This window comes from Corallococcus sp. Z5C101001 (assembly GCF_007352635.1).
Taxonomy (GTDB): Bacteria; Myxococcota; Myxococcia; order Myxococcales; family Myxococcaceae; genus Corallococcus; species Corallococcus silvisoli.
Genome location: NZ_VKLU01000016.1, coordinates 61,698 through 85,653, shown reverse-complemented (window position 1 = coordinate 85,653; position 23,956 = coordinate 61,698). Strand labels below are relative to the sequence as shown.

General features: G+C 70.1%; 18 protein-coding genes. 4 read left to right on the top strand and 14 right to left on the bottom strand.

Annotation, left to right across the window (positions count from 1 at the left end; translation table 11 throughout):
- Positions 1-1,020 (top strand): L-histidine N(alpha)-methyltransferase, encoded by a 1,020-nt coding sequence (egtD, locus tag FOF48_RS30945; protein WP_143907575.1) that lies wholly within the window; start codon positions 1-3, stop codon positions 1,018-1,020.
- Positions 1,021-1,109: 89 nt separating this feature from the next.
- Here the strand turns inward: egtD and FOF48_RS30940 are convergent, their stop codons facing one another.
- From FOF48_RS30940 to FOF48_RS30915, 6 genes are all read right to left on the bottom strand, one after another.
- Positions 1,110-1,301, bottom strand: coding sequence for a hypothetical protein (locus FOF48_RS30940; protein WP_143907573.1), 192 nt, complete (start codon positions 1,299-1,301; stop codon positions 1,110-1,112).
- Between the two features lie 305 nt (positions 1,302-1,606).
- Complete coding sequence (locus FOF48_RS30935; protein WP_255442867.1) at positions 1,607-2,149, bottom strand: hypothetical protein; 543 nt, start codon at positions 2,147-2,149, stop codon at positions 1,607-1,609.
- Positions 2,150-2,599, bottom strand: a complete 450-nt coding sequence (bacM, locus tag FOF48_RS30930) for a bactofilin BacM (protein WP_143907571.1) — start codon at positions 2,597-2,599, stop codon at positions 2,150-2,152.
- 3 nt (positions 2,600-2,602) lie between these two features.
- Positions 2,603-3,532: a ParB/RepB/Spo0J family partition protein gene (locus FOF48_RS30925; RefSeq protein ID WP_186002142.1), complete on the bottom strand. Its 930-nt coding sequence runs from the start codon at positions 3,530-3,532 to the stop codon at positions 2,603-2,605.
- A gap of 68 nt (positions 3,533-3,600) precedes the next feature.
- Positions 3,601-4,392 carry a ParA family protein gene (locus tag FOF48_RS30920; RefSeq protein ID WP_143907567.1) on the bottom strand — a complete coding sequence of 264 codons (792 nt, stop codon included), beginning with the start codon at positions 4,390-4,392 and terminating at the stop codon, positions 3,601-3,603.
- Between the two features lie 5,306 nt (positions 4,393-9,698).
- Positions 9,699-10,091, bottom strand: a complete 393-nt coding sequence (locus FOF48_RS30915; RefSeq protein WP_143907565.1) for a VOC family protein — start codon at positions 10,089-10,091, stop codon at positions 9,699-9,701.
- Positions 10,092-10,369: 278 nt separating this feature from the next.
- Here FOF48_RS30915 and FOF48_RS30910 point away from each other — a divergent pair, with 278 nt between their 5' ends.
- Complete coding sequence (locus FOF48_RS30910) at positions 10,370-11,326, top strand: oxidoreductase (protein WP_143907563.1); 957 nt, start codon at positions 10,370-10,372, stop codon at positions 11,324-11,326.
- Here FOF48_RS30910 and FOF48_RS30905 read toward each other — a convergent pair.
- From FOF48_RS30905 to FOF48_RS30875, 7 genes are all read right to left on the bottom strand, one after another.
- Positions 11,316-12,164: a helix-turn-helix transcriptional regulator gene (locus FOF48_RS30905; protein ID WP_255442866.1), complete on the bottom strand. Its 849-nt coding sequence runs from the start codon at positions 12,162-12,164 to the stop codon at positions 11,316-11,318. The genes FOF48_RS30910 and FOF48_RS30905 overlap by 11 nt on opposite strands.
- Positions 12,165-12,393: 229 nt before the next feature.
- Positions 12,394-13,047 carry a 16S rRNA (guanine(527)-N(7))-methyltransferase RsmG gene (gene rsmG / locus FOF48_RS30900; protein WP_143907559.1) on the bottom strand — a complete coding sequence of 218 codons (654 nt, stop codon included), beginning with the start codon at positions 13,045-13,047 and terminating at the stop codon, positions 12,394-12,396.
- Between the two features lie 76 nt (positions 13,048-13,123).
- Positions 13,124-14,971, bottom strand: coding sequence for a tRNA uridine-5-carboxymethylaminomethyl(34) synthesis enzyme MnmG (gene mnmG, locus FOF48_RS30895; RefSeq protein WP_143907557.1), 1,848 nt, complete (start codon positions 14,969-14,971; stop codon positions 13,124-13,126).
- A gap of 522 nt (positions 14,972-15,493) precedes the next feature.
- On the bottom strand, positions 15,494-16,048 hold the full coding sequence (locus FOF48_RS30890) for a hypothetical protein (RefSeq protein WP_143907555.1): 555 nt from the start codon (positions 16,046-16,048) through the stop codon (positions 15,494-15,496).
- 158 nt (positions 16,049-16,206) lie between these two features.
- Positions 16,207-16,884, bottom strand: coding sequence for a glutathione S-transferase family protein (locus tag FOF48_RS30885; RefSeq protein ID WP_143907553.1), 678 nt, complete (start codon positions 16,882-16,884; stop codon positions 16,207-16,209).
- A 36-nt stretch (positions 16,885-16,920) separates the two neighbouring features.
- A complete protein-coding gene (locus FOF48_RS30880; protein WP_143907552.1) occupies positions 16,921-17,382 on the bottom strand; it encodes a macro domain-containing protein in 462 nt (153 codons plus the stop codon).
- Between the two features lie 42 nt (positions 17,383-17,424).
- The gene (locus FOF48_RS30875; RefSeq protein WP_143907551.1) at positions 17,425-20,235 is read right to left on the bottom strand and encodes a pitrilysin family protein; all 2,811 of its coding nucleotides are present in this window, start codon (positions 20,233-20,235) and stop codon (positions 17,425-17,427) included.
- A gap of 231 nt (positions 20,236-20,466) precedes the next feature.
- Between FOF48_RS30875 and FOF48_RS30870 the strand changes: the two genes are divergently transcribed.
- Positions 20,467-20,877, top strand: coding sequence for a hypothetical protein (locus FOF48_RS30870; protein ID WP_143907550.1), 411 nt, complete (start codon positions 20,467-20,469; stop codon positions 20,875-20,877).
- Between the two features lie 20 nt (positions 20,878-20,897).
- Here FOF48_RS30870 and FOF48_RS30865 read toward each other — a convergent pair whose 3' ends face one another.
- Positions 20,898-21,884: an aldo/keto reductase gene (locus FOF48_RS30865; RefSeq protein ID WP_143907549.1), complete on the bottom strand. Its 987-nt coding sequence runs from the start codon at positions 21,882-21,884 to the stop codon at positions 20,898-20,900.
- A 267-nt stretch (positions 21,885-22,151) separates the two neighbouring features.
- Between FOF48_RS30865 and sppA the strand changes: the two genes are divergently transcribed.
- A complete protein-coding gene (sppA, locus tag FOF48_RS30860; protein WP_143907548.1) occupies positions 22,152-23,948 on the top strand; it encodes a signal peptide peptidase SppA in 1,797 nt (598 codons plus the stop codon).
- Positions 23,949-23,956 lie beyond the last annotated feature (8 nt).

Genomic DNA, 23,956 nt, shown 5'->3' with positions numbered 1-23,956 from the left:
ATGAGGATGAGGACGGAGCAGGGTGAGGCAGGGGGCGTGGACACCGCGGCGACGGGCGTGAAGGTGGACGTGTACGTGAAGCCCGGGGATGCGCAGCGCGCGCTGCGCGCCGAGGTGCTCGAAGGGCTCTGCCACGGCCCCAAGGAGCTCTCGCCCAAGTGGCTCTACGACGAGCGCGGCAGCCAGCTCTTCGACGACATCACCCGCCTGCCGGAGTACTACCCGACGCGCCGCGAGCGGGAGATCCTCCACGCCCACGCGGACGACATCGCGAACCTGAGCGGCGCGGACACGCTGGTGGAGCTGGGCAGCGGCACCAGCGAGAAGACCCGCCTCTTGCTCGACGCGATGGACGCCGCCGGGCAGCTCAAGCGCTTCGTGCCCTTCGACGTGAGCGAGGCCTTCCTGCGCAAGGCGGCGGAGGGGCTGGCGCGCGAGTACCCGCGCATCACCGTGCACGCGGTGGTGGGGGACTTCGAGCAGCACCTGGGCCGCATCCCGGGCGGCGGCCGCCGGCTCATCGCCTTCCTGGGCGGCACCATCGGGAACCTCAAGCCCCGCGAGCGCGCGCTGTTCCTGCGCGAGCTGTCCTCCGGGCTCCGGCCAGGGGACGGACTGCTCCTGGGCACGGACCTCATCAAGGACCGCGAGCGCCTCTTCGCCGCCTACAACGACAGCGCGGGCGTGACGGCGGACTTCAACCGCAACGTGCTGCGCGTGCTCAACCGCGAGCTGAAGGCGGACTTCGACCCGGAGGCCTTCGAACACCTGGCCCCGTTCGATGAGACGAACAAGTGGATCGAAATGCGGCTCATCTCGCGCAAGCCCCAGTCCGTGTGGCTGGAGGACCTGGGCCGGCGCGTGGAATTCGCGCAGGGCGAATGTCTGCGCACGGAGGTGAGCTGTAAGTTCTGTCGCGAGCAGGTGCAGTCGGAGCTCAGCGACGCGGGCCTCGACCTGGCCGCGTGGTGGACGGACGCGGACGGAGACTTCGCGCTGTCGCTGGCGATGAAGCGCTGAGCGGGAGACCCGCTCGGAGGGGGGCCGCCCGGCGCATCGTCCAGACGCGCCGGGCCGGGACCCGAATCAGCAGGGACCGCCGGGGACGGCTAGCGGCGGCGCGGAGGACCGCGACGCGCGGGCACCGGCACCGGGGCCGGCTGCTGCGTCGGGCGGGTCCACGCGGCCCAGAGCGCCGCCGCCGCGGTGATGACCAGGCCTCCCGCCGCTGCAAGCTGCTCGCCCAGGGAGCCGATCTCCACGACGGCCAGGGGGAGGGGAAGCATCTCGGTGAGCGTCATGCGCGGACTCCTTACGAGGGGCACAGCGTGAAGACCCGGGACGGGCGGGCGCTCGACACAGGTCGGGAGGCTAAGGTTAGGAAGTCGGAAGGGTTTCGGGAAGTCCCGGAGACCCGCGGTGACGCCGCGTGGACGGAATTGCACCTCGGGTTGGTCCCGAAGTCCATCCCCTCCCCGTGGCAGTCGCCGGAAACCATCACCCGTCTCACGTAATGGGGACACGCGGGCCGCGCAGGACGTTCCCGAACAATCGCGGCGTCATCGCGGATCCCCGGAGGGGGGCCACCCCGCGTGCGGGCTTCACTTCACCGGGGCGCGGCCTGGACCTGGATGGTCCGGCAAGCCTCGGTGGCCAGGCGCACGTCCTCGACGGAGGCGCCGGGCAGGCTGGCGCAGAGGAACAGGTCGTCCCCCACGCGCCGGGCGCCGAAGAACGCGGGGGCCTCCGGGCCCAGGCCTCCATCCGCGAGGGACGGGGCCATGGTCACGCGCAGCAGGGAGAAGGAGGTGGTGTCCTCCTCCTGGTCCAGCGACAGCGTGAAGTGCTTCATCTGCTGACGGACGGTGTCCGCCAGCTTCTCCGAGGAGGGCATCTGCTCGCCCTGCCCCGGCTTCAAGTCCACGCGCAGCGCCGGGCGGCCAGGAGGGCCCGCCTGGAAGCTGCCGTCGGTGGCCACCTGCGCGGACCAGCCCGGCGGCAGCGGCACCTTCACACCCGAGCGCAGCCCCGCGTCCTCCGTCAGGCCGCCAGTGGAGGGAGTCTCCTCCTGGCAGCCCCGGCAGCCCACGAAGAGCGCGAGCGAGACCAGCCCCGCGGCCCTCCGCACGCTGGACGCGCGGACACGCACCTACTTCTTCTCTCCGGGCGGCGGCGGGTTGCCACCCTTGTTGCCGCCCAGGTTCTCCATCTTGAGGGAGCCCTCGAAGATGACGCCGCGGTCCATGGAGAGCGACGGCGTCTCCAGGTTGCCCTTCACGCGGCCCGGCTGCTTCAGCTCGATGAGCTGCGTGGCGCGCACGTTGCCTTCCACCGTGCCATTGATGATGACGGTGCCGGCCTGGATCTCCGCCTGCACGCGGGCGCCGTCGCCAATGACGAGCACGTCCTTGGTGACAATCTGCCCGTTGAACTTGCCGTCGATTCGAACCTGACCTTCGAAGGTGAGCTTCCCCTCGAACTCGCTTCCCTTGCCCAGAAGCGTGTGAACCTCACCCGGACGCGTCGACACGAAATCCTCCTCCCGTTTGAACAAGGGCTTGCTGGGTGCTTCGTCTTTCTTCCCGCCAAGGAGCGCCACGCCCTACTCCTTCCTCAGAAGCTTCAACAGCCGATCCAGGTCATCGTAGGAGAAGAAGTCCACTTCCAGGGTGCCTTTTCCCGGGCTTTTCTCCGACAGCCGTACCTTTGTCCCCAACCGACGTTGCAGTTCCTCGGTCAGCGCCTTCACCTGGGGGCTCACCTTGGGGGCCGGTTTCCCGGCATCCTTCTTCGTGGACCGGCCCTGCTGGACCAGCCGCTCCGTGTCGCGCACGGACAGCTTCTTCTCCGTCACCTGCCGGGCCAGGTTCTGCAGCTCCGGCAGCCGGGGCACGCCCAGCAGCGCACGCGCGTGGCCCATGCTGAGGGAGCCGTCCGCCACCATGTCCTTCACATCCGGGGGCAGGGCCAGCAGGCGCAGCGCGTTGGCGACGGTGGAGCGCTCCTTGCCCACGCGCTGGGCCACCTGCTCCTGCGTGAGCTTGAACTCCTCGACGAGGCGCTTGTAGCCGTCCGCCTCTTCAATGGGGTTGAGGTCCGCGCGCTGGAGGTTCTCCACCAGGGCGAGCTCGAAGGACTGGGCCTCCGTGACCTCGCGGACGATGGCCGGGATCTCCTTGAGGCCGGCGGCCTGGGACGCGCGCCAGCGGCGCTCGCCGGCGATGATCTTGTACCCGTCCCCGTCCTTGCGCACGAGGATGGGCTGGAGCAGGCCCTGCGCCTTGATGGACTCGGTGAGCTCGTGGAGCTTGGACTCGTCGAAGTGGCGGCGGGGCTGGAGCGAGTCGCGGTGGATGGACTCGATGGCCAGCTTGAGCACGCCGGCCTTCGAGGGAGCCGTGGGCGCCGGGGCGGCGGGGGCGGCCTGCGGGATGAGGGCGGAGAGGCCCCGGCCCAGGGCGCGCTTCTGGGTGTCAGCGTTCTTCTGCACGGCGGTCGGAAACTCCCGCGCCGGCGTGGGGCCGGCGCGCATGGGCCTTGAGGTGCTTCACGGCGAACCGGGCACCCGGTCCCACCATTCGCTTCGAATGAAGCGACCGGTCAGGCGACCCGGCGCTTGGACGGCTTGGGGCTGTCCCGGCGCATCAGCTCGCGGCCGAGCGCCAGGTAGCTCTCGCAGCCCTTCGACTTGATGTCGTAGAGGATGATGGGCTTGCCGAAGGACGGGCACTCGGACAGGCGCACGTTGCGCGGCACGACGGCCTGGAACACCTGGTCCTTGAAGTAGCCGCGCACCTCGTCGACGACCTGGTGGGCGATGTTGGCCCGCGCATCGAACATGGTGAGCAGGATGCCCTCCATCTTCAGCGACGGGTTGAGCCCCTGCTTGACCAGGTCGATGGTGTGCGTGAGCTGCGACAGGCCCTCCAGCGCGTAGTACTCGCACTGGAGCGGGATGAGGACGGAGTCCGCGGTGACGAGCGCGTTGAGCGTGAGCAGGCCGAGCGAGGGCGGACAGTCGATGATGATGTAGTCGTACTTGTCCTTGAGCGGCAGCAGGGCTTCGCGCAGGCGGAACTCGCGGCGCTCCAGGCCGACCAGTTCGACTTCCGCGCCGGTGAGGTCGGGCGTGGCGGGGATGACCTGGAGGAAGCGCAGCTCGGTGGGGTGGATGAGCTCGGAGGCGGGGCGACCGCCGAGGAGTGCGTCGTAGACGGTGCCGTGGAGGGCGTCGCGCTTGAGGCCCAGGCCGCTGCCTGCGTTGCCCTGAGGGTCCATGTCCACCAGCAGGGTGCGGCGCTCCGCGGACGCGAGACTCGCGGCGAGGTTGATGGCGGTGGTGGTCTTACCCACCCCGCCCTTCTGGTTGGAGATGCAGATGATACGACCCACGTGGCCCATCCTCTCTCGCTCCGGCTGGGCCGGAGCCCACACTCATTCGTGCTCGAGAAGCACGGCTTAGTGCTGATCAGGCAGCTAGCACGGGGTTCGAGGACGGATCAATTTCCCATCCATGTGGGCGGCGGCGACCCTGCCCGGCCCCTCGCTCGGGGGGCCGTGGAAGCTCTAGAGGGGTGGGAATTCGTGATGAACGGGCGCCGGATGAGCCTGCCTGGCTGCTTGTGGGCGCGCGTTCCGGTGGGTTGGTTTTTTCGAGGGGTCCGCGACGGGAAGGCGCGTGCGGCCTCGCGGGTCCGGCGTTTCACGTGGAACGCAGCGGGTATGGATCCACCGTCGACGGATGTGAACGCCGCGCGGCTTCGTGGCACTTCGGGATGGCCGTCGTTCCGGTGTGCTTGCCCGCGCCACGACATCCAGCCGATGGCGTGGGTGAACGCCCGATGACCTCTGCTGCCGCATCGCCGTGAGGATTCGCCATTGCGTGAGCGCCGCGCGACCTCGCGGCGCCGTTGCGGAGAGTTCCTGCCGCCATGCACGTCCGCGCCTGGGTCCTCCATTCCACGGCACGCATGAACGCCGCGCGGATTCGCGAAACCGACGACGACCTCCGACGAAGCGCGGCCTTGAGTCCCGCGCTGTCCCCTCCACGCGAACACCATGCGGTTTCGCGGCACCAGTGGCGACTTCTGCCGGAGCGCGACCTTGAGTCCTCGTGCCGGCCCCTTCATGCGAACACCATTCGGTTTCACGGCACCGGCGACAACCTCGGCCGCAACGCCACCTTGAGACCTCGTGCCGCCCCCGGCATGTACGGGCGCCTCATGGAGGCTCGGCACCAGAGATGACCTCGGTCGCCGCGATGCCGTGAGTCCCCGCATCGCGGCACGACCAAACGCCGCGCGGCTCCACCGCGCTCCGACAGCATCCGCCGCGAAGCCACCGTGAGTGCCCGCATCGCGGCACGCAGGAACGCCTCGCGACTCCACCACACCACCGACAACCTCTACCGAAGCGCGGCATTGAGTCCTCCCGGTGCCTCCTCCCCGTGAAGACTTCGAGGCATCACCGACGACCTCGGTCGCAACGCTGCATTGAGTCTCCGTGCCCCCTCCACGTGAACGCTTCCCGGCATCACGGCATCACCGACGACCTTCGCCTCAGCGCCGCTCTGAGTGGCTCGCATCGCAGCACGCACGGACGCTTCTTGGCTTCGAGACACCACCGACGACTCCGGTCGCAACACTGCATTGAGTCCCCATGCCCCCTCCACGTGAACGCTTCCCGGCATCACGGTCCCACTGACGACCTCCGCCACAGTGCCGCCTTGAGTGCTCGCACCGCAGCACGACCGGGCGACTCGCGGCTTCGAGGCACCACCGACAACTCCGGTCGCAACGCTGCATTGAGTCCTCGTGCCCCGTGCCCCCTCCACGTGAACGCTTCCCGGCACATCACGGCCCCACTGACGACCTCCGCCACAGTGCCGCCTTGAGTGCTCGCACCGCAGCACGACCGGGCGACTCGCGGCTTCGCTACGGCACCGACAACCTCGGTCACAACGCTGCCTTGAGTCCTCGTGCTGCCCCCTCCCCGGGCACGCACGGATGCCTCGGGCCACGCGACACCACCGACGACCTCTGTCCCAGAGATGGCTTGAGTGCCTGCACCGCACCGCGAACGAACGCCTGACGCCTTCACTGCACCGACGACGACCTCCGCCGCAGAGCGACCTCGAGTACCCGCGCCGCAGCACGTGCGAATGCCTCGCGGCTTCACGGCACCACCTCCGCCGCGGCACCCGCCTTGAGTGCTCGCACCGCATTCGAACGCCTCGCGGCTTCACGGCACCACCTCCGCCGCGGCACCCGCCTTGAGTGCTCGCACCGCACTCGAACGCCTCGCGGCTTCACGGCACCACCTCCGCCGCGGCACCCGCCTTGAGTGCTCGCACCGCACTCGAACGCCTCGCGGCTTCACGGCACCACCTCCGCCGCGGCACCCGCCTTGAGTGCTCGCACCGCACTCGAACGCCTCGCGGCTTCACGGCACCACCTCCGCCGCGGCACCCGCCTTGAGTGCTCGCACCGCATTCGAACGCCTCGCGGCTTCACGGCACCACCTCCGCCGCGGTACCCGCCTTGAGTGCTCGCACCGCACCGCGCGCGAACGCCTCACGGCTTCAGCCGACGAACTCCGCCGCAACGCCACCGTGAGTGCCTGCATCGCAGCACGCGCGAACGCCTCACGGCATGACGGCTTCCGCCTCCGCATCGGTCGCACCGCGCCCACCACGCGATTCATGACCCCACGTGCTGCCTCCGCGCGGAGCGCCCTTGTCGCCATGACGGATGCCCGCGTCGACTCCACTTCCGGCACGCATCAACATCGCGCGGGATCGCGAGACCTCGATGGCGGCCTTTCGGCCCCCCGCTTTGACTCCATGGGCTCACGCGCCCAACTCAGTCCTGTTCGCCCAAGTGCTCGTGGCCTCGCATCCGCCGCGAACGAAGCGGCCGTTGGACTTCCTCCGCGACCGCATGCCGCACAGGGTTCGCGAAACCGCATGAGGTCTTCGCGAGGCCCCTGTTCCACGTGGAACAGCCACGCGTGTTGGCCAAAGCCACCGGATGCGCGGCCCAGGTCCCGTATCGGAGATGCGTGCTTCAGCGAGGACCCGGCACGGGAGACTCGAACCTCAACGCAGGCCGTGGGAACCGGGCTCACGCATCCGCCAAGCGGAGCGTCATCATTGAGCGCCGCGAACAGGCCGCGCAGGGATGCCAGATGTTCCACGTGGAACACCGTCATGCGGAGGCACCCCTCTGGCGGCATGGCGCCGGATTCGCGGCCGTAGGTTCGGGGCCATGCCGGACAGCCGCAGGCGGCGTGAATGTCTGTCGTGGCACGAGGGGACCTCAGTCGACGCGCGCGTGCGCATGCGGTCCAGTGGTCGCTCGATTCGGCGGATGACCGGATGGGGATGGCGGACGTTCCACGTGGAACACCGTGATGCGAAGGCACCCCACTGGCGGCATGGCGCCGGATTCGCGGCCGTAGGTTCGGGGCCATGCCGGACAGCTGCAGACGACGTGAACGACTTTCGTGGCACGCGGGGACCTCAGTCGACGCGCGTGCGCACGCGCTCCAGTGGTCGCTCGATTCACCGGATGGGGATGGCGGACGTTCCACGTGGAACACCGTCATGCGGAGGCACCCATCAGCAACGCGGCGTCCCTTCCGCGGCTTCGAGTTCGCCGCTCACAGGGCATGCACGTCATGAACTGCGTGGACACCCCTTCGCGGCACTTCGGAGCGTTCAGCGCATCCCGTAAGGGGGTCGGCGTGGAGCGGTGCCGCCATGGGGCTTCCCCTGTTCCACGTGGAACACGTGCTGGCGTTCCTTGAGTGATCACCTCGCGCGGACATGACGACAGCCGATGCGCGGGAACGGTTCAGCGCATCCATCCGCGACAGCGGGCCACGCATGCATCCACGGCTGACGTTCCACGTGGAACACGCCCCCAAGACACCCTGGCTTGGAAACGAACCGAACCCCTTCAGCGACGCGTGATTCAGCGTCGAGGTTGAAGGGCGAGGCGCCAGACAGGTGCTTCCTTCAGGGTGCTTCGTTCCGCATCCGCGGCCGCCCAGAAGTGCTGAAGGTGCCCCATGGATCCGACGACTGGAGGCCACCGCTCACGAGGCATGCGCCGTGATGTGCCTCCGTTCATGCGGCCTGTCCGCCACATCCGAGCCGTGCCTCCAGCACGGCAACCGCTGCGTTGATGGCCGGAGTCCAAGCAACCAGGAGGGCCCTCTCTTGGGCCGTGTTCCACGTGGAACATGCGCGAGGCCGCGCCCTCCTGGCCCCACCCCTCGCGCTCCATCAAGTGCTCCACGGCAGGCATCACTGGCGGCACATGAAGCGTCCGGTCCGCTCCTTCCTCGCGAGTTGAAGCGGCACATCGATGCACCGGATCCCGGGCAGGAGGCCGGCCGTGTTCCAAGTGGAACACCGTGCGCCCGGACCGGGGCTCCCTTGTCCATCGGGTGCTCCGCGCGGCCTGTGCGGCTTTCCTTTCATGGATCCATCGAACCAACGCCGCGCCGCGAATCCCGTGCACGCGGTTCGGTTCGATGGCGCCGCTCCAACCAGCGGCAGTTGGGGGCGCTGGATGACGCTGTCAGGACACGCGTCGGGACCACCGCGAAGCCGGACTCCATTGTGCGGCGTTCCCATCGAACGACCCGCGCCAACACGAGCCGCGCATCGCGGGCGGGGACATCACGGATAGGGCCGTTCGCCCTGCGCCCCTCTCTCGCTTCAGCCTCCACTGCGCTGGGTGTTCCACGTGGAACAGGGGCCGCGAGTCTTGAAGCGGATCCACCTCGGTTCGCGGCGGCACCGATGGCCTCCGCTTGAACATGCTTGTCGGCGGTCATCCTCCGCGGGACCGTGGCCATCGTTCGTGGATGCACCATCGATGGCTGAGTGAGCTGCACTTCGTCCTCGCTCCTGCGCATCCATCGCGGGGCTCAGGCGCGGACGTTCCACGTGGAACAGCAGGAAGGGCCACGGCTCCAGAAGCGGACCTTGCTCATCCCGTGGTGGCCTCGACACGCGGCGCGCTGGATCCAGCGTGCGCCCCCATCCGCTGCCTGGCTTCACTTGCGTGAGGGCATGGGACCCCACAAGCAGACCGTAACGGTCCCCAGTCACGGGTCATCGGTTCAGCAACGCTGGTATCCGTTCCGATTCCCGATTCGGCGCCCGTTCTGATTCCCACGGCGGCATCCGCACAGGCCCTGTGACGGCACCCACCAGGACCTCTGTCCCCACGCCCCGCCACCCGCGCATGTGGCCGTGCTCGCGCGCGAGGGTTCGCCATCCATGCGGTGAGCCCGCTCACCAGCAGCGGCTTCACCCACCGCGCCTCGCACGGTGCAGCCATGACGAACCCCACCGCGTCGACCCGCGCGAGTCCTCTGGCTGGCGCTTTCGTGTGGGTTGCTCGCGACAACACGGCGCGCCCATCAGGACCTCACGCGCGAACCGAAGCCGGCGACTTCGGCGCGTTGGAGGTCACGCTGTTCCACGTGGAACACGGGCCGGCGGCATCGGCTCTCATGGGCTGCCCCAAGAACCCAGCACAGGACCGCTCAACGAACGGGACTCACCTTCGTGGACCCGCGCACCCTGGCATCTCGGCGGCCGGTGCGTTCCGCGCGCCAGTTCGAGTCCGCGCCCGGGGCCCGGGAAAAAACCAGGTCCCCTCCCCTGCCCCGGCGTCCCTGCTTCAGCGCGGCCAGGCCGCGCGTTGAATCACGACGCGGTAGCCGTCCGGATCCTCGAAGGTCTTACCGTTCACATCCCAGTACGGATTGCGCGAGGACACCGGCGCGAAGCCCGCGCCCTCCATGCGCTGGACCCGGGCCGACCACGCCTCGGGGTCCGGCACGTAGAACACCAACAGGTGGTCCTGGGAGGGGGCTCGGGGTGCCTCGTGTCCGTGCTCCACCGTGAACTCCAGGTGATACGGCGCCCCTGGATGCCCCAGCATCACGCCGTCAAAACCCGCGTGGTCCGCGAACTCGCCCAGCACCTCGAAGCCCAGCCCATCCCGGTAGAAGCGCACCACCGCCTCCAGGTCCCGTGCCGGCCTCGCTACCCGCAGCTTCGCTGTGTCCATGTGTCGTGCCTCCTCGTCATCACTTGCCGCAGACCTCATCACGAACCGCTTCCGAAAACCGGTGCGGCCCCGGCCCCCAGGACAGCTCGCTCCACCAGCCGTCAGCGATGTACCCCGGATCCGCTGAGGCCCTCCCCTCCTCCCGGACCGAGCCAGGGGATGCGAAGACAACGGCACGAACCGGCGGGGTGCTCCCGGCCGGACGCATCCGGGTGGTGCCGGTCATAGGATGAAGGGACGCTCTTTTCGCGCGGGCCGCGAACCTTCAGGTTGCGCCCATGACCACGAACCAGAAACCCCTCCCCTCCGGCTTCGGCGCCCGCACCACCGCGCGCGAGGTGCTGGGCGACAAGCGACTCGACGGCGCCATCGCCATCGTGACCGGCGGCTACGCGGGCATCGGACTGGAGACGACTCGCGCGCTCCAGGCCGCCGGCGCGACCGTCGTCGTCCCCGCCCGCACGCCTGACAAGGCACGCGCGGCGCTCGCCGGACTGGAGCGCGTGGAGCTGGAACACCTGGAGCTGGGCGAACCCGCGTCCATCGATGCGTTCGCCTCGCGCTTCCTCGCGTCCGGCCGGCCCCTCCACATGCTGATCAACAACGCGGGCATCATGGCCACCCCGCTCCGTCGGGATGCGCGCGGCTTCGAGTCCCAGTTCGCCACCAACCACCTGGGCCACTTCCAGCTCACCGCCCGGCTCTGGCCCGCGCTTCGAAAGGCGAACGGCGCGCGCGTCGTCTCCCTGTCGTCGCGCGGCCACTGGAACTCCGGCGTCGACTTCGAGGACACCCACTTCGAGCGGCGCCCCTACGACAAGTGGGTCGCTTACGGGCAGTCGAAGACGGCGAACATCCTCTTCGCGCTCGGGCTCGATGCACGGGGAGAAGCCCACCGCGTGCGCGCGTTCTCCGTCCACCCCGGGGCCATCATGACGGACCTGGTGCGCTCCATGTCCGAAGAGGAGGTCCGCGCCGCCGTCGAGTCCGCGAACAAGCTGGCCCCGATGAAGACCCCCGAACAGGGCGCGGCCACCAGCGTCTGGTGCGCGACCAGCCCCCAACTGGACGGCATGGGCGGCGTCTACTGCGAGGACGTGGACATCGCCCAGGTGGCGGCCGCCAACGACGAGACCTCGCGGCGGGGCGTGAAGGCGTGGGCGGTGGATCCGGCCCTCGCCGACCGGTTGTGGGCGCGGAGCGAGGCGTGGACCGGCGTGCGGTTCACTCCGTGATGCGTGGGAACAGCTTCCGCGCGCGCTCCATGCTGACCCCGGGGCGCGGCGCGTAGAACGAGACGCGGAGCACGTGACCGTCGGGCTCCGCGTGCAGGAGCGTGACGTTCTCGAACTCGATGGGGCCCAGCTCGGGGTGGATGATCACCTTCAGCATCTCGGGGAACTCGACCACGTCGTGCTCGCCCCAGAGGCGCGCGAACTCCGGGCTGGACTCCACCAGCCTCGCCGCGAGCGAGTCGAACGCCTCCCGGTTGGCCGCGCGCGCGGCGTCGAGGCGAAAGCCCGCCACGGCCCTGCGCGCGGCGGCCTCCCACTCCGGCATGCGGGCCCGCCGTTCCGGGTTCATGAACAGCGACCACAACCCGTTGCGATGTTCGACGGGCAAGGCATCCAGGTCCCCGTAGACGAGAGACGCCGCTTCGTTCCACGCGAGCACGTCCCAGCGCTGCGTTGAAACCAACGCCGGATAGGGGTGGGCCTCCAGGATCCGCCGGAGGGCGATGCTGACGGTGGTGGGGGTCATCAACGGACGCGCCGCCGGCCGTCCCTGCGCCAGTTCAAAGAGGTGCGCGCGTTCGGTCGGCGTCAGGCGGAGCGCGAGCGAGAGGCGCTCCAGCAATGGCTCCGACACGTGGATGTCCCGCCCCTGCTCGAGCCACGTGTACCAACTCACCCCGACATCCGCGAGCCGGGCCAGCTCCTCGCGACGAAGGCCCGGCGTGCGCCGCCGGCTGCTCGATGGCAGGCCCACGTCCTCCGGATGCACACGCGCACGGCGGCTGCGGAGGAAGTGCGCGAGCTCCGCGCGCCCAGGACTTCGAGGGGTGGCCGTCACGCGCCCGAAGGTTAGGCGATGGGCGCATGCGCGGCACCGCCGGCCTGCGCTCCCCTCCCCTTCCGCGAACACCCTCCCGGACGGCCCACGGGAACTTCACGGATCCGAAGCGAGGCTCGCGGCCAGCCGCATCGGGCGCGTGCCTGTCATCAGATGAAGGAGCGCTCTTTTCGCGCGGGACGCGGACCTTCAGGTCGCGCCCCTGCCTCCGAACCAGCGCTCCCCTCCCCTACTCCTTCGCGAACACCGCGACCTGTCGCTCGGCACCGGAGAACGGGAGCCGGTACGCGCGAGCGGACACCACGCGCAGGTTCCGCTCCGACGCTCGCGCCCGCAGCTCCGCGTCCGTCTGCGCCTTGCCGAGCATCGCCACCACGCGCCCGCCCTCCTCCACGTACGCGGGCGCCAGCGCGAGCCAGTCCGGCAGGTCCATGAACGCCCGCGCGATGAGCACCTGCGCGCGCGGAATCCCCTCCACCTCCGGCTTCCCCTCCGCTCGCGCATGCAGGCCGCGCACGCCGATGAGGCCCAGGCTCGCCGCCGCCGCCTTGATGAACGCGACCTTCTTTCCCACCGCGTCCACCAACGTCACGCCCATCGCGGGCAACACCAGCTTGAGCGGCAGTCCCGGGAAGCCCGCGCCCGCGCCCAAATCCAGGAGCGACGCCGCGCCCGTCACCTCCGGCAGCACCGCCAGCGAGTCCAGGAAGTGCTTCTCCAGCACCTCCTCCGGCGCGGTGATGGCCGTGAGGTTCACCTTCGCGTTCCACTTCAGGAGCTCCGCCATCAGCCGCTGCAGCCGAGGGCCCACGTCCTCGCCCACCGACACGCCCAACGCACTGCATCCCGAGGCCAGCTGATCTGCGAACCGCGCGTTATCCACAACACCTCCACCCCGAAGGGCCCTTCAAGTCCTTGGAATCACTCAGGGGAAATGGATCCCCAGAAATATCCACACGTTATCCACAGCCCTGTTCCTGATCACTTGACGGCCCCTGCCCGCGCTTGATCGCGACCCGGAGCAGCGACACCGCGGCGGGGGTCAGGCCTGGAATCCGGCGCGCCTGCCCCACCGTCGCGGGCCGATGCGTCGACAACTTCTCCACCGCCTCCGTGCTCAGGCCGCGCACGTCCTCGAAGCGGAACGCCTCCGGGATGCGCCAACGGTCGGAGGCCTCCGACTCGCGCGCCGCCGCCCGGGCCGCCTGCGCGATGTAGCCCTCGTACTTCACCTCGACCTCCACCTCCTCGGCGACGTCGGAGGCGAGAGGTGGGAAGTCCTCGCGTCCTTCCGCGAGCTGCGCGTACGTCACCTCCGGGCGCTTGAGCCGCGGCGCCAGGCCGACGCGCTTGAGCCGGGCCACCTCTCCCGTCACCGCGTGGGCCCGCGCCTCCGCGCGCTCCAGGGCCTCCCTCGGGAGCAGCCCCACGCGGTGGCCGTGCTTCGCGAGGCGCAGGTCCGCGTTCCCCTCGCGCAGCTTGAGCCGGTGCTCGGAGCGGCTGGTGAACATGCGGAACGGTTCGTCCACGCCCTTCGTCACGAGGTCGTCCACGAGCACCGCGCCGTGCGCCTCGTCGCGGCCGATGACGAGCGGCGGTTCGCCCTTCACCTGGAGCGCCGCCTGGATGCCGGCCCACAGGCCCTGGAAGGCGGCCTCCTCGTAGCCGGAGGTGCCGTTGAGCTGCCCCGCGAAGTACAGGCCCGCGACGGCCTTCGTCTCCAGCGTGGGGTGCAGCTGCGTGGGCGGCGCGTAGTCGTACTCCACCGCGTACCCATAGCGGATCACCTCCACGCGGGAGAGGCCGGGGATGGTGCGAAGGAAGTCCCACTGCACGTCCGCGGGCATGCTCGTGGACAGGCCCGCGGGGTACACGAGCGGTGACAGGGGCCCCTCTGGCTCCAGGAACACCTGATGCCGTTCGCGCGCGGCGAAGCGCACCACCTTGTCCTCCAGTGACGGGCAGTAGCGCGGCCCCCGCCCCACGATGTCCCCCTGGAACAGGGGCGAGCGGTGCAGGTTGTCGCGCAAGAGCCGGTGGGTCGCCTCGGTGGTGGCGGTGAGGCCGCACGTGACGCCAGGCTGGCGCGGGAATGGCGCTCCCGCCGCGAGCTCCCCCCGCGTGCGCCAGGAGAACGGACGCACGCCCGCGTCGCCGGGCTGCGGCGTGACGGCATCCCAGTCAATGCTGTCGCGGGACAGGCGCGCGGGCGTGCCCGTCTTGAAGCGGCCCAGCGTGAAGCCCAGGGCGTGCAGCGAATCCGACAGGCCCCGGGCCGCGTCATCCCCCAGCCGGCCACCGACCTCCTTCTGCTCCCCCACGTGCATCAGGGCGCGCAGGAAGGTGCCGGTGGTGAGGAGCACCGCGCGGGCGACGACCTGCGTGCCGTCCCCCAGCACCACGCCCCGGACACGCCCGCCCTCCGAGACGACGGCGGACACCTCGGCCTCGCGCACGGTGAGGTTCGGCTGGGTGAAGAGCACGGCCTGCATGCCGGCGGCGTAGGCGTCGCGGTCGCAGAGGATGCGGGTGGCCTGCACCGCGGGGCCCTTGGAGGGATTGAGCGTCTTCAGGTGCGTGCCCGCGAGGTCCGCCGCGCGCCCCATCTGGCCGCCGAGCGCATCCAGCTCACGCACCAGGTGGCCCTTGGCGGTGCCGCCCACGGCGGGGTTGCAGCTCATCACGGCGGCGCGCTCGCGCTTGAGCGTCACCCCCAGCGTGGACAGGCCCATGCGTGCGCACGCGAGCGCCGCCTCACAGCCGGCGTGGCCCAGCCCCACCACCACGATGTCGTATCGGAGTTCCATCGCGTCACGGCGCCCGGAAGGAACCGAGGCCCCGCGTGGGGTATCACGCCCGGACGCATCCGTGGCAAGCCGGGGCGCGCGGACACCCTCCACCGGACGGTCCCCTCCCCTGCCCGCCCCCTGGGCCGGGAGCGCGAGGAAAAGACAGACACGGTGGCGCCCCAGTTACGGGAGCACGCGAGGCGGACAGTGGGAGGGGTAACAACGCCGCCCGCCTCGCGCGCACCGGTCATCGTGGTTCCGTCCCAGGGCGCGCCCGACACACCGGTGGCGTCTGGCCCTGCGACGGCGATGGCATCCATGGGACCTGCCTGCACGGGTCCCCCGGTCCCGTGCCTTCACATGGCGTCGCGCACACGGGAGACAGAGCCTGCCCGTGCGGTGAGGGCGCATGGGGTTGTCGGACTCGAACCTGCGAGGCCGGCCGTCCTCCCGTGTGCGCGACGGGGGAAGGTATAGCGGGGGGGTCTGACATTCCCGGTTTCGGGCCGTGAAGCGGGCCCCGGAACCGGGCTTCCGGCGTCAGCGCGTGGGCAGCGGGTTCGCCGTGGGGCAGTGCACGTTCTCCGGGCAGCGCCCATCCGACTTCGGGATGCACGCGCCGCAGCACTCCATCTCGTCCGGCTGGCACGCCGGCACGCACGCACCGCACCGCACCACGCCGCCGCAGCCGTCGTCCGCGGTGCCGCACTTCAGCCCCAGCGACGAGCACGTCGCGCGCTGGCAGACGCAGCGGTCGTCCACGCAGGACTCGTTGGGTCCGCACCCCGGGGCGCAGGTGCTGGTGGGACCCGCGGTGCCCCGCTTCGGCTCCGAGGCCACCGGCGGCGCCACGCAGCGGCCCCGCGAGCACGTGCCCGCCTCGCAGTCGCCACAGTCGATGACACCGCCACAGCCATCCGGCGTCCGCCCACAGGCCACCATCGCCTGCGAGCACGTCGCCGGAGCACAGCCATCCGGCGCCACGTTGTCCCGCGACGCGCGCACCGACTCTCCCCCACCCGACGTGCACGCCCCGAACAACCCCAGCGCCAGACACAGCCCCGCCCACCGGCCCAGACTCCGCACCGCTCCCATGTCGTCCACTCCTTGCTCCGGAGGGCCCCGAATCGGCCCTCGGGAGACTTGAACGGGCGAACCGCCACGGAGGTCTGGGCGGGCCCGGCCCCCATCATGCGCACGCCGGAGCGGAATGTCCGGCGGCGCGTGTCGGGAACCCGGGACGGGAACGGGCGTCAGCGCTGGATGAGGCCGCGAGCGCTCTCGATGCGCTGCGCGGCCGTCCTCGCGTCCTCCTGCTTGCGCGGCGTGGGCACGTCCAGTCCGCGCTGCGCTGCGGGCCGGTCCTCGATGGCGGCCAGCCACCGCTGCACGCCCGGCAGCCCCTCCACCGACACCCCGGCCCAGTCGTGTGAACGCACCCAGGCCCAGTTCGCGATGTCCGCGATGCTGTAGTCCCCCGCCAGGTACTCGTGGTCCTTCAGCTGGCGCTCCAGCACCGTGTACAGGCGGCGCGTCTCGTTCTGGTACCGGTCGATGGCTGGCTGGAGCTTCTCCGGGAAGTAGCGGAAGAAGACGTTGGCCTGTCCCTGCATCGGGCCCACGCCGCCCATCTGGAACATCAGCCACTGCATGACGCGGGAGCGGCCCTTCGCGTCCGTGGGCATCAGCCGGCCCGTCTTCTCCGCCAGGTACACCAGGATGGCGCCGGATTCGAAGACGGCGAAGTCCCCCTCCGCGCGGTCCACGATGGCTGGGATGCGGCCGTTGGGATTGATGGCCAGGAACGCGGGCTGTTTCTGCACGCCCGTGGAGATGTCCAGCGCATGCACCGTGTATGGCAGCGCCAGCTCCTCCAGCGCCACCGACACCTTGAACCCATTCGGCGTGCCCCACGTATACAGGTCAATCATCACGGCCTCCGCTTCGCGTGTAGAATGTGCGCTCGTCTAACGGCGGAAGCGCACCACGCGCACGTCGAAAGCGGGCGCGTCGCTCAAGGTCTCGCGCATCAGCTCCAGCGCGCGGTCCTCGTTGAAGCTCCCGGAGCCGGCGCCGATGATGGGGAACGCCACGGACTGGAAGCCGTGCTCCCGGGCCCGCTCCAGCGCGTGGCGCACCGAGTCCTGGATGGACCGGGCGGACGCGCGCCACAGCATGTCGATGCCCGCGACGTGGATGATGCCCTTGAAGGGCAGGCGCCCCGGGCCCGTGACCACCGCCGAGCCCAGGGGCATGGGCCCCACGCGCGCCAGCTCGCGGAAGGGCCCGGTGCCGCCCCGGCGCTTGATGGCGCCCGACACCCCCTGCGGCAACAGCAGCCACCAGGGGATGATGTTCCGGTTCCACGCATTGACGATGGCGTCCACCGGCTGTTCCAGCAGATCGCCTTCCACGATTCGCACGGGCATGAGCGCCCGAGCCTACCGCATCCCATCAATGCCAGACACGCTTCACGGCGCCGCGTTCGCCTTGGTCGGCGCGGGTGCCTGCTTCGCCGCCGCGGCGAAGTCGCCCGCGCGCACGACGGTGGCCTGGCTCCAGTCCACGTGGTTCGCCAATGCCTTGCGCACGTCCTCCGGCGTCAGCTTCTGGAGCTTCGCCTCCAGCGCCGCGTCGAACATCAACGTGCGGCCCAGATACAGGTCGTCGGCCAGCCGCTGCGACAGGTTCCCGTCCTGGGCCCGCGCGGACTGGCGGTACTCCAGGAGGCCCGAGCGCGCCTTGTCCAGCTCCTGCTGGGTGAAGCCCTTCTGCACGGCGCGGGTGACCTCCTCGCGCATGGCGGCCTCCAGCTTCTCAACGTTCTGCGGCGCGTAGATGGCGTAGGTGACGAACGAGCCCACCGCGTCCAGGTCCCCCGCGGAGGCGCTGCTGCCCACGCCGTAGGACAGGCCTTCCTGCTGGCGCACGCGCGTGGCCAGCCGCGAGTTGAGGAAGCCGCCGCCCAGGATGAAGTTGCCCATCATCACGCCCGGCCAGTCCGCGTCGTCCTCGCGCAGCTTCAGCGTCTGTCCCGCGAGGAAGTACGCATTGGCCTTGTCCGGCGTCTCCAGCGCGACGGCCCGCGGGCCCACGGGCTGATAGGTCTTCTGCACGCGCGCGTAGGGCGCCGGGCTCTTCCACCCGTCGAACAGCGCGTTCGTGAGCGGGAGCAGCGCCTTCGCGTCGAAGTCTCCCACCACCGACAGCTCCCCGCGCGACGCGCCGTAGAACTGGCGGTGGAAGTCGCGCGCCTGCTCCAGCGTGACGTCCTTCACGTCGGACAGGCGCTCCTCCAGCGTGGGCACGTAGAACGGGTGGCCCTTGGGGTACCGCGCGTTGAGCACGCGCCAGAACGCGATGCTGGCCTGCGTCTGCGGTTCGCTGCGCTGCGACTCCAGCGCGGCCAGCCGCTCCTGCTTGAGGACGGCGAACTCGTTCGCGTCGAAGGCGGGCTCGCGCAGCACCTCGGCCATCAGCGTGAGGACCTCCGGGAGGCTCGCGCGCGGGCACTCGATGGAGAGGTTCGCGCCCAGCGCGCCGCCGTCCAGGCTCACGCGGGCCTTGAGCTTGTCGAGCGCGTCGGACAGCTGCTGGCGGGTGTGCTTCGTCGTGCCGCGCATCAGCATGCGGCCGGCGTACGCGGCGGCGGGCAGCTTGCCGCTCACGGTCTCCTCGGTGCCCCAGCGCAGGTTGAGGGTGAGGTTGACCATCTCGCCGCGCGTCTTCTTGGGGAGCAGCGCGTACTTCACCCCGGAGGCCAGCTCGCCGCGCTGCACGCGCGACTCGATGTGGGCGGGGGAGGGGTCGAAGGCCTCGCCCTGGGCCACCAGCGCCTTGCCCTGGTAGCCGTCCACCGCCTTCGCCACGTCCACCGGAGGCGGCAGCTCCGAGCGGTCCGGCTTCGGCGTGGGCAGGAAGGTGCCCAGCGTGCGGTTGGAGCTCTTGAGGTACGCGGCGGCCACGCGGGTGACGTCCGCGGGCGTGACGGCCTCCACGCGGTCGCGGTGCAGGAAGAGCAGGCGCCAGTCGCCCACGGCGGCCCACTCGGAGAGGAGGATGGCGGCGCGCTCGGAGTTGTTGAGCAGCAGCTCCGTCTGCTTGGCGAGGCTCGTCTTCGCGCGGTTCACCTCTTCGTCGGTGAAGGGCGTGCGCGCGGCCTCCTCCACGGTCTTGAGCAGCGCGTCGCGCACGGGGCCCAGGGGCTGGTCCTGGCGGGCCTCGGCGCTGAAGCCGACGACGCCCGGGTCGCGCAGCTGGAAGTTGAAGGCCCCGGCGCGCGCGGCCTTCTTCGTCTCCACGAGCGCCTTGTAGAGGCGGCCGGAGGGCACGTCGCCCAGGACCTCGGTGAGCACGTCGATGGCGGCGAAGTCGGGGTGGGCGCCCTCGGGCACGTGGTAGAGGCTGGTGAGCAGTTGATTGTCGCCCACGCGGCGCAGCGTCACCTCGCGCTCACCATCCTGGGTGGGCTCCTGGGTGTACGTGAGGGGCACCGGCTCCGGGGGGCGCTGAAGCTTGCCGAAGGTGGACTGCACCAGGGCCAGGGCCTTCTCCGGCTGGAAGCGCCCGGCGATGGCGAGCACCGCGTTGTCCGGCCGGTAGTAGCGCCGGTAGAAGGCCTGGAGCCGGTCGATGGGCACGTGCTCCAGGTCCGCCTTGGCGCCGATGGTGGCCTTGCCGTAGTTGTGCCAGAGGTAGGCGGCGCTCATGGTGCGCTTGAAGAGGATGCCGCGCGGGTCGTTCTCACCGGACTCGAACTCGTTGCGCACGACGGTCATCTCGCTGTCGAGGTCCTTCTGGGCGATGAAGCTGTGGACCATGCGGTCCGCCTCGAAGGTGAGCGCCCACGTCAGGTTGTCGTCCGAGGCGGGCAGCGTCTCGTAGTAGTTGGTGCGATCCAACCAGGTGGTGCCATTGGGCCGCGCGCCGCGCTCGGTGAGGGCCTGGGGCACGTTGGGGGTGGTGGGCGTGCCCTTGAACATCAGGTGCTCGAGCAGGTGGGCCATGCCCGTCTCGCCGTAGCCTTCGTGCTTGCTGCCCACGAGGTAGGTGACGTTGACGGTGACGGTGGGCTTGGTCGGGTCCGGGAAGAGCAGGACGCGCAGGCCATTGGGCAGGCGGTATTCGGTGATGCCCTCCACGCTGGCCACGGGGGCGACCGGCTTCACGGGGGCCCGAGCCGTGACGGCGGGCTTCGCGGTGGGGGCCGGGGCACGGGCCCAGACGGGCGGGGCGGCCACGAGCAGGACGGCCAGCAGGGCGAGCGGGGTACGACGCGGCATGCGGTCCTCGGGGTGCGAAGGCGTGGGCACGGGACCTCTAACCGCTCCAGGGGGTCCCGCCATCCCGAGCCGAGTCATGCCCCCCGGGCAGGCATTCGCGCAAGGACCCGGACAGGATATTCCAGGTCGTATCTCTGGCTTCAAACCCCACGGGTTGTCATGTATCCTGGCGCGGATCCGATGTCAGGACGGGTTGGTAGGAAGCACGCGCTCCACCAGGGAGGAAACGGAATGGCGAAGGCGATGGGCGGGGACATGGTGCTGCAGCTCCTGCATGAGTTCCGCGAGCTGCAGGAGGAGTCACGGATCCAGTTCGCGCGGACGGACAAGTCCCTGAAGGTGGTCAACACGAAGGTCCGGGTGCTCTTCAAGCGGACCCAGGTCCTCGCGAACCAGGTGCGGGTCCTCGCGGACCAGATGCATGTCTTCTCGGTTCAGCTGGATGAGTTCCGAGACAACGTGGGGGAGCTCACGACCCACGTGTCGACCCTGGCGAAGGAGCTGGACGGGGTCAAACGCGTGCAGACGAAGATGTTCGACCAGATGGGCCGCATGCTGCACCACCTGGCGGATGCGCAGGCCGCCGACCGCCAGCGCATCGTCGTGTTGGAGCAGCACGTGGAGGGGGCAGGGGAGCACTGAGCCCCGTGCCCCGCCGGCCCTCAGGCGTAGATGCCCCCCGGCGCCATGGCGGAGCCCGAGCCCAGCGCCTCCTCCACCTCGCGCACCTCCTCGGACGTCAGCCGGAGGTCCGCCGCGTGGATGAAGCCATCCACCTGCTTCGCGCTGCGCGCCCCCACGATGGCGGCGGTGACGGCCGGATCCCGCAGCACCCAGGCGATGGCCACCTCCGCGGGAGAGCGCCCATGCCGCGCGCCCACTTCGCGCATGCGCTCCACCAGGGCCAGGTGGTGCGACAGCTTCGGCTCCTGGAAGTCCGGGCTGCGGCGGCGCCAGTCGTCGTCTGGCATCTGCTGGATGCGCCCGCGCGTCATCGCGCCGGTGAGCAGCCCGGAGGCCATGGGGGAATACACGATGACGCCAATGCCTTGCTGCTGGCAGTAGGGCAACAGGTCATCCTCGATGTCCCGGTGGATGAGGGAGTAGGGCGGCTGCAGCGACGTCACCTTCGCGATCTTCTGCACCTGCTGCAGTTGAGAGACATTGAAGTTGGACACGCCCAGCCAGCGCACCTTGCCCTGGCGTTGCAGCTCCGCCAGCGCCGTCCAGCCCTCTTCCAGCTCCGCCGTGGAGTCCACCGGCCAGTGCACCTGATACAAGTCAATGGCATCCACCTTCAGCCGACGCAGGGACGCCTCGCACTCCTTGCGCACCGACTCCGCGTTGAACGCGCGGCTGACGTCGCCCTGGTCATTCCAGACCATGGCGCACTTGGTGAAGACATACGGGCGCCGGTCGCGGCCCTGGAGCGCCTTCGCGACCACCTCCTCGGAGTGTCCCAGCCCATAGACCGCCGCGGTGTCGATCCAGTTGATGCCTGAATCCAGGGCGCGCTGGATGGCTTCGATGGACCGCGCGTCGTCCTGCGAACCCCAGGCGAACGCCCAGCCACCCCCGCCAATGGCCCACGCGCCAAAGCCCAGCGGGGTGAGGTCCATGTCTGAATTGCCCAACCGTCGCTTCTGCATCCCATGCCTCCTGGGGGCGGAAGGAGGGCACGGCGGTCCTCCCGCCGCGCCCGGCAGGCCCCTGGAGGGACGGTGTGCACCGTGGCGGCCCCTGCCCGGGCGCGGGTCCAGGCCCGCCCCCCATCCACCGGGACGGGCGTGCGCCGCGTCCCGTCCGCCTCTCACCATTGGGGAGCAGGCAAGCATCGTCGGGCGCGTGCGTTGATGGTAGGCCGCCTGGATGCGGGGGGCTGTCCCTCGGGCAGGTGGAACCAGGAGTCCTTCCGGATGAAACGCTTCTTCATTGGCGCGCTGGCCTTCATTGGAGCGCTGTCCATCCTCTTCGTGGTGGGTGTGGTGGGGCTGTTGATGCTCGCGTCGGCGAGCAAGCCGAGCGTGCCGTCGAACCTGGTGCTGGAGCTGGACCTGAAGCACCCGCTGCCGGAATACACGCTGGACACGTCGCTCGCGGGGGCCTTCGGGGACGAGCCCACGACGCTGCGGGACGTGGTGGAGGCGCTGGGCAAGGCCGGCACGGACCCCCGGGTGAAGGCGCTGGTGGTGCGCGTGGGGCAGCCGGGCAGCGCCGCGCAGGTGCAGGAGCTGCGGGACGCGGTGAAGGCCTTCCGCGCGACGGGCAAGCGGGCGGTGGCGTACGCGGACGGCTTCGGGGAGGCGGGCAACGGCACCGGCGCCTACTACCTGGCGAGCGCCTTCGACTCCGTCTACATCCAGCCCTCCGGCGACGTGGACGTCACCGGCCTGTTGATGGAGACGCCCTTCGCGCGGGACGCGTTCGCGAAGGTCGGGGTGAAGCCGGAGTTCGGCAAGCGCGCGGAGTACAAGAACGCCGTCAACACCTTCACCGACGAGTCCTACGGCGCCCCCCAGCGCGAGGCCACGGAGGCCTACGGCGGCAGCCTCTTCTCCCAGATCGTGAAGGGCGTGGCGGAGGGCCGCAAGCTGTCCGAGGACGAGGTGCGCGCCATCATCGACCGGGCTCCGTACATGGGCCAGCAGGCGGTGGACGCGAAGCTGGTGGACGGGCTGCGCTACCGCGACGAAATCTACGACGAGCTGAAGCAGCAGGCCGGCGACGGCGCGAAGTTCCTCTACGTGGACAAGTACCTGGAGCGCGCGGGCCGGCCCTACCAGACGGGAACCTCCATCGCGCTCATCTTCGGGGTGGGCGAGGTGCTCCGGGGCAAGAGCCAGTCCAACCCGCTCTCCGGCAGCGAGGTGATGGGCGGCGACACGGTGGCGGCGGCCTTCCGCAAGGCGGTGGAGGACCCCTCGGTGAAGGCCATCCTCTTCCGCGTGGACAGCCCGGGCGGCAGCTACTCCGCCAGCGACACCATCCGCCGCGAGGTGCAGCGGGCGCGCGAGGCGGGCAAGCCCGTCATCGTCTCCATGGGCACGTACGCGGCCAGCGGCGGCTACTTCGTGGCCATGGCCGGGGACAAAATCGTGGCCCAGCCGGGCACGCTGACGGGCAGCATCGGCGTGTACAACGGCAAGTTCGTCACGTCGGAGCTGTGGGCGAAGCTGGGCGTGAACTGGGACACCATCTCCTTCGGCAAGAACGCCACCTTCTCCAGCTCGGACTCGGAGTTCACGCCCGAGCAGCGCGCGAAGATGGAGTCCCAGTTGGACACCATCTACCTGGACTTCACCAGCCGCGCCGCCCAGGCGCGCAACATGCCGCTGGAGAAGCTGCAGGAGGTCGCGAAGGGGCGCGTGTGGACGGGCGAGGACGCGCTGGCGCGCGGGCTGGTGGACGCGCTCGGCGGCTACCCGAAGGCGCTGGAGCTGGTGAGGGAGGCCGCGAAGCTGGAGAAGGACGCCCCCCTGCGCATCGTGGTCTTCCCGCGCCCCAAGCCCACCGGACAGGTGCTGTCGGAGCTCCTGGGCAAGCACGAGGCGGACAACAGCGACGACGACGCGGCCGGCGCCCAGTCCGCGGTCGCGCCCCAGGTGCTGGAGCAGGTGCGGGCCGTGTACCGGGTGGGCGCGAAGCTGGGCCTGGGGGAGGAGGGCGTGGAAGGGCGCACGCTGTACGCGCCCATGCCGGAGCTGCGCTGGTAGGGGAGGGG

Coding starts and splice junctions, on each gene's coding strand:
- egtD (WP_143907575.1), top strand. CDS start 1: ATGAGGATGAGGACGGAGCAGGGTGAGGCAGGGGGCGTGGACACCGCG.
- FOF48_RS30940 (WP_143907573.1), bottom strand. CDS start 1,301: ATGACGCTCACCGAGATGCTTCCCCTCCCCCTGGCCGTCGTGGAGATC.
- FOF48_RS30925 (WP_186002142.1), bottom strand. CDS start 3,532: ATGCGCGCCGGCCCCACGCCGGCGCGGGAGTTTCCGACCGCCGTGCAG.
- FOF48_RS30915 (WP_143907565.1), bottom strand. CDS start 10,091: ATGGACACAGCGAAGCTGCGGGTAGCGAGGCCGGCACGGGACCTGGAG.
- FOF48_RS30910 (WP_143907563.1), top strand. CDS start 10,370: ATGACCACGAACCAGAAACCCCTCCCCTCCGGCTTCGGCGCCCGCACC.
- mnmG (WP_143907557.1), bottom strand. CDS start 14,971: ATGGAACTCCGATACGACATCGTGGTGGTGGGGCTGGGCCACGCCGGC.
- FOF48_RS30890 (WP_143907555.1), bottom strand. CDS start 16,048: ATGGGAGCGGTGCGGAGTCTGGGCCGGTGGGCGGGGCTGTGTCTGGCG.
- FOF48_RS30885 (WP_143907553.1), bottom strand. CDS start 16,884: ATGATTGACCTGTATACGTGGGGCACGCCGAATGGGTTCAAGGTGTCG.
- FOF48_RS30880 (WP_143907552.1), bottom strand. CDS start 17,382: ATGCCCGTGCGAATCGTGGAAGGCGATCTGCTGGAACAGCCGGTGGAC.
- FOF48_RS30875 (WP_143907551.1), bottom strand. CDS start 20,235: ATGCCGCGTCGTACCCCGCTCGCCCTGCTGGCCGTCCTGCTCGTGGCC.
- FOF48_RS30870 (WP_143907550.1), top strand. CDS start 20,467: ATGGCGAAGGCGATGGGCGGGGACATGGTGCTGCAGCTCCTGCATGAG.
- FOF48_RS30865 (WP_143907549.1), bottom strand. CDS start 21,884: ATGCAGAAGCGACGGTTGGGCAATTCAGACATGGACCTCACCCCGCTG.
- sppA (WP_143907548.1), top strand. CDS start 22,152: ATGAAACGCTTCTTCATTGGCGCGCTGGCCTTCATTGGAGCGCTGTCC.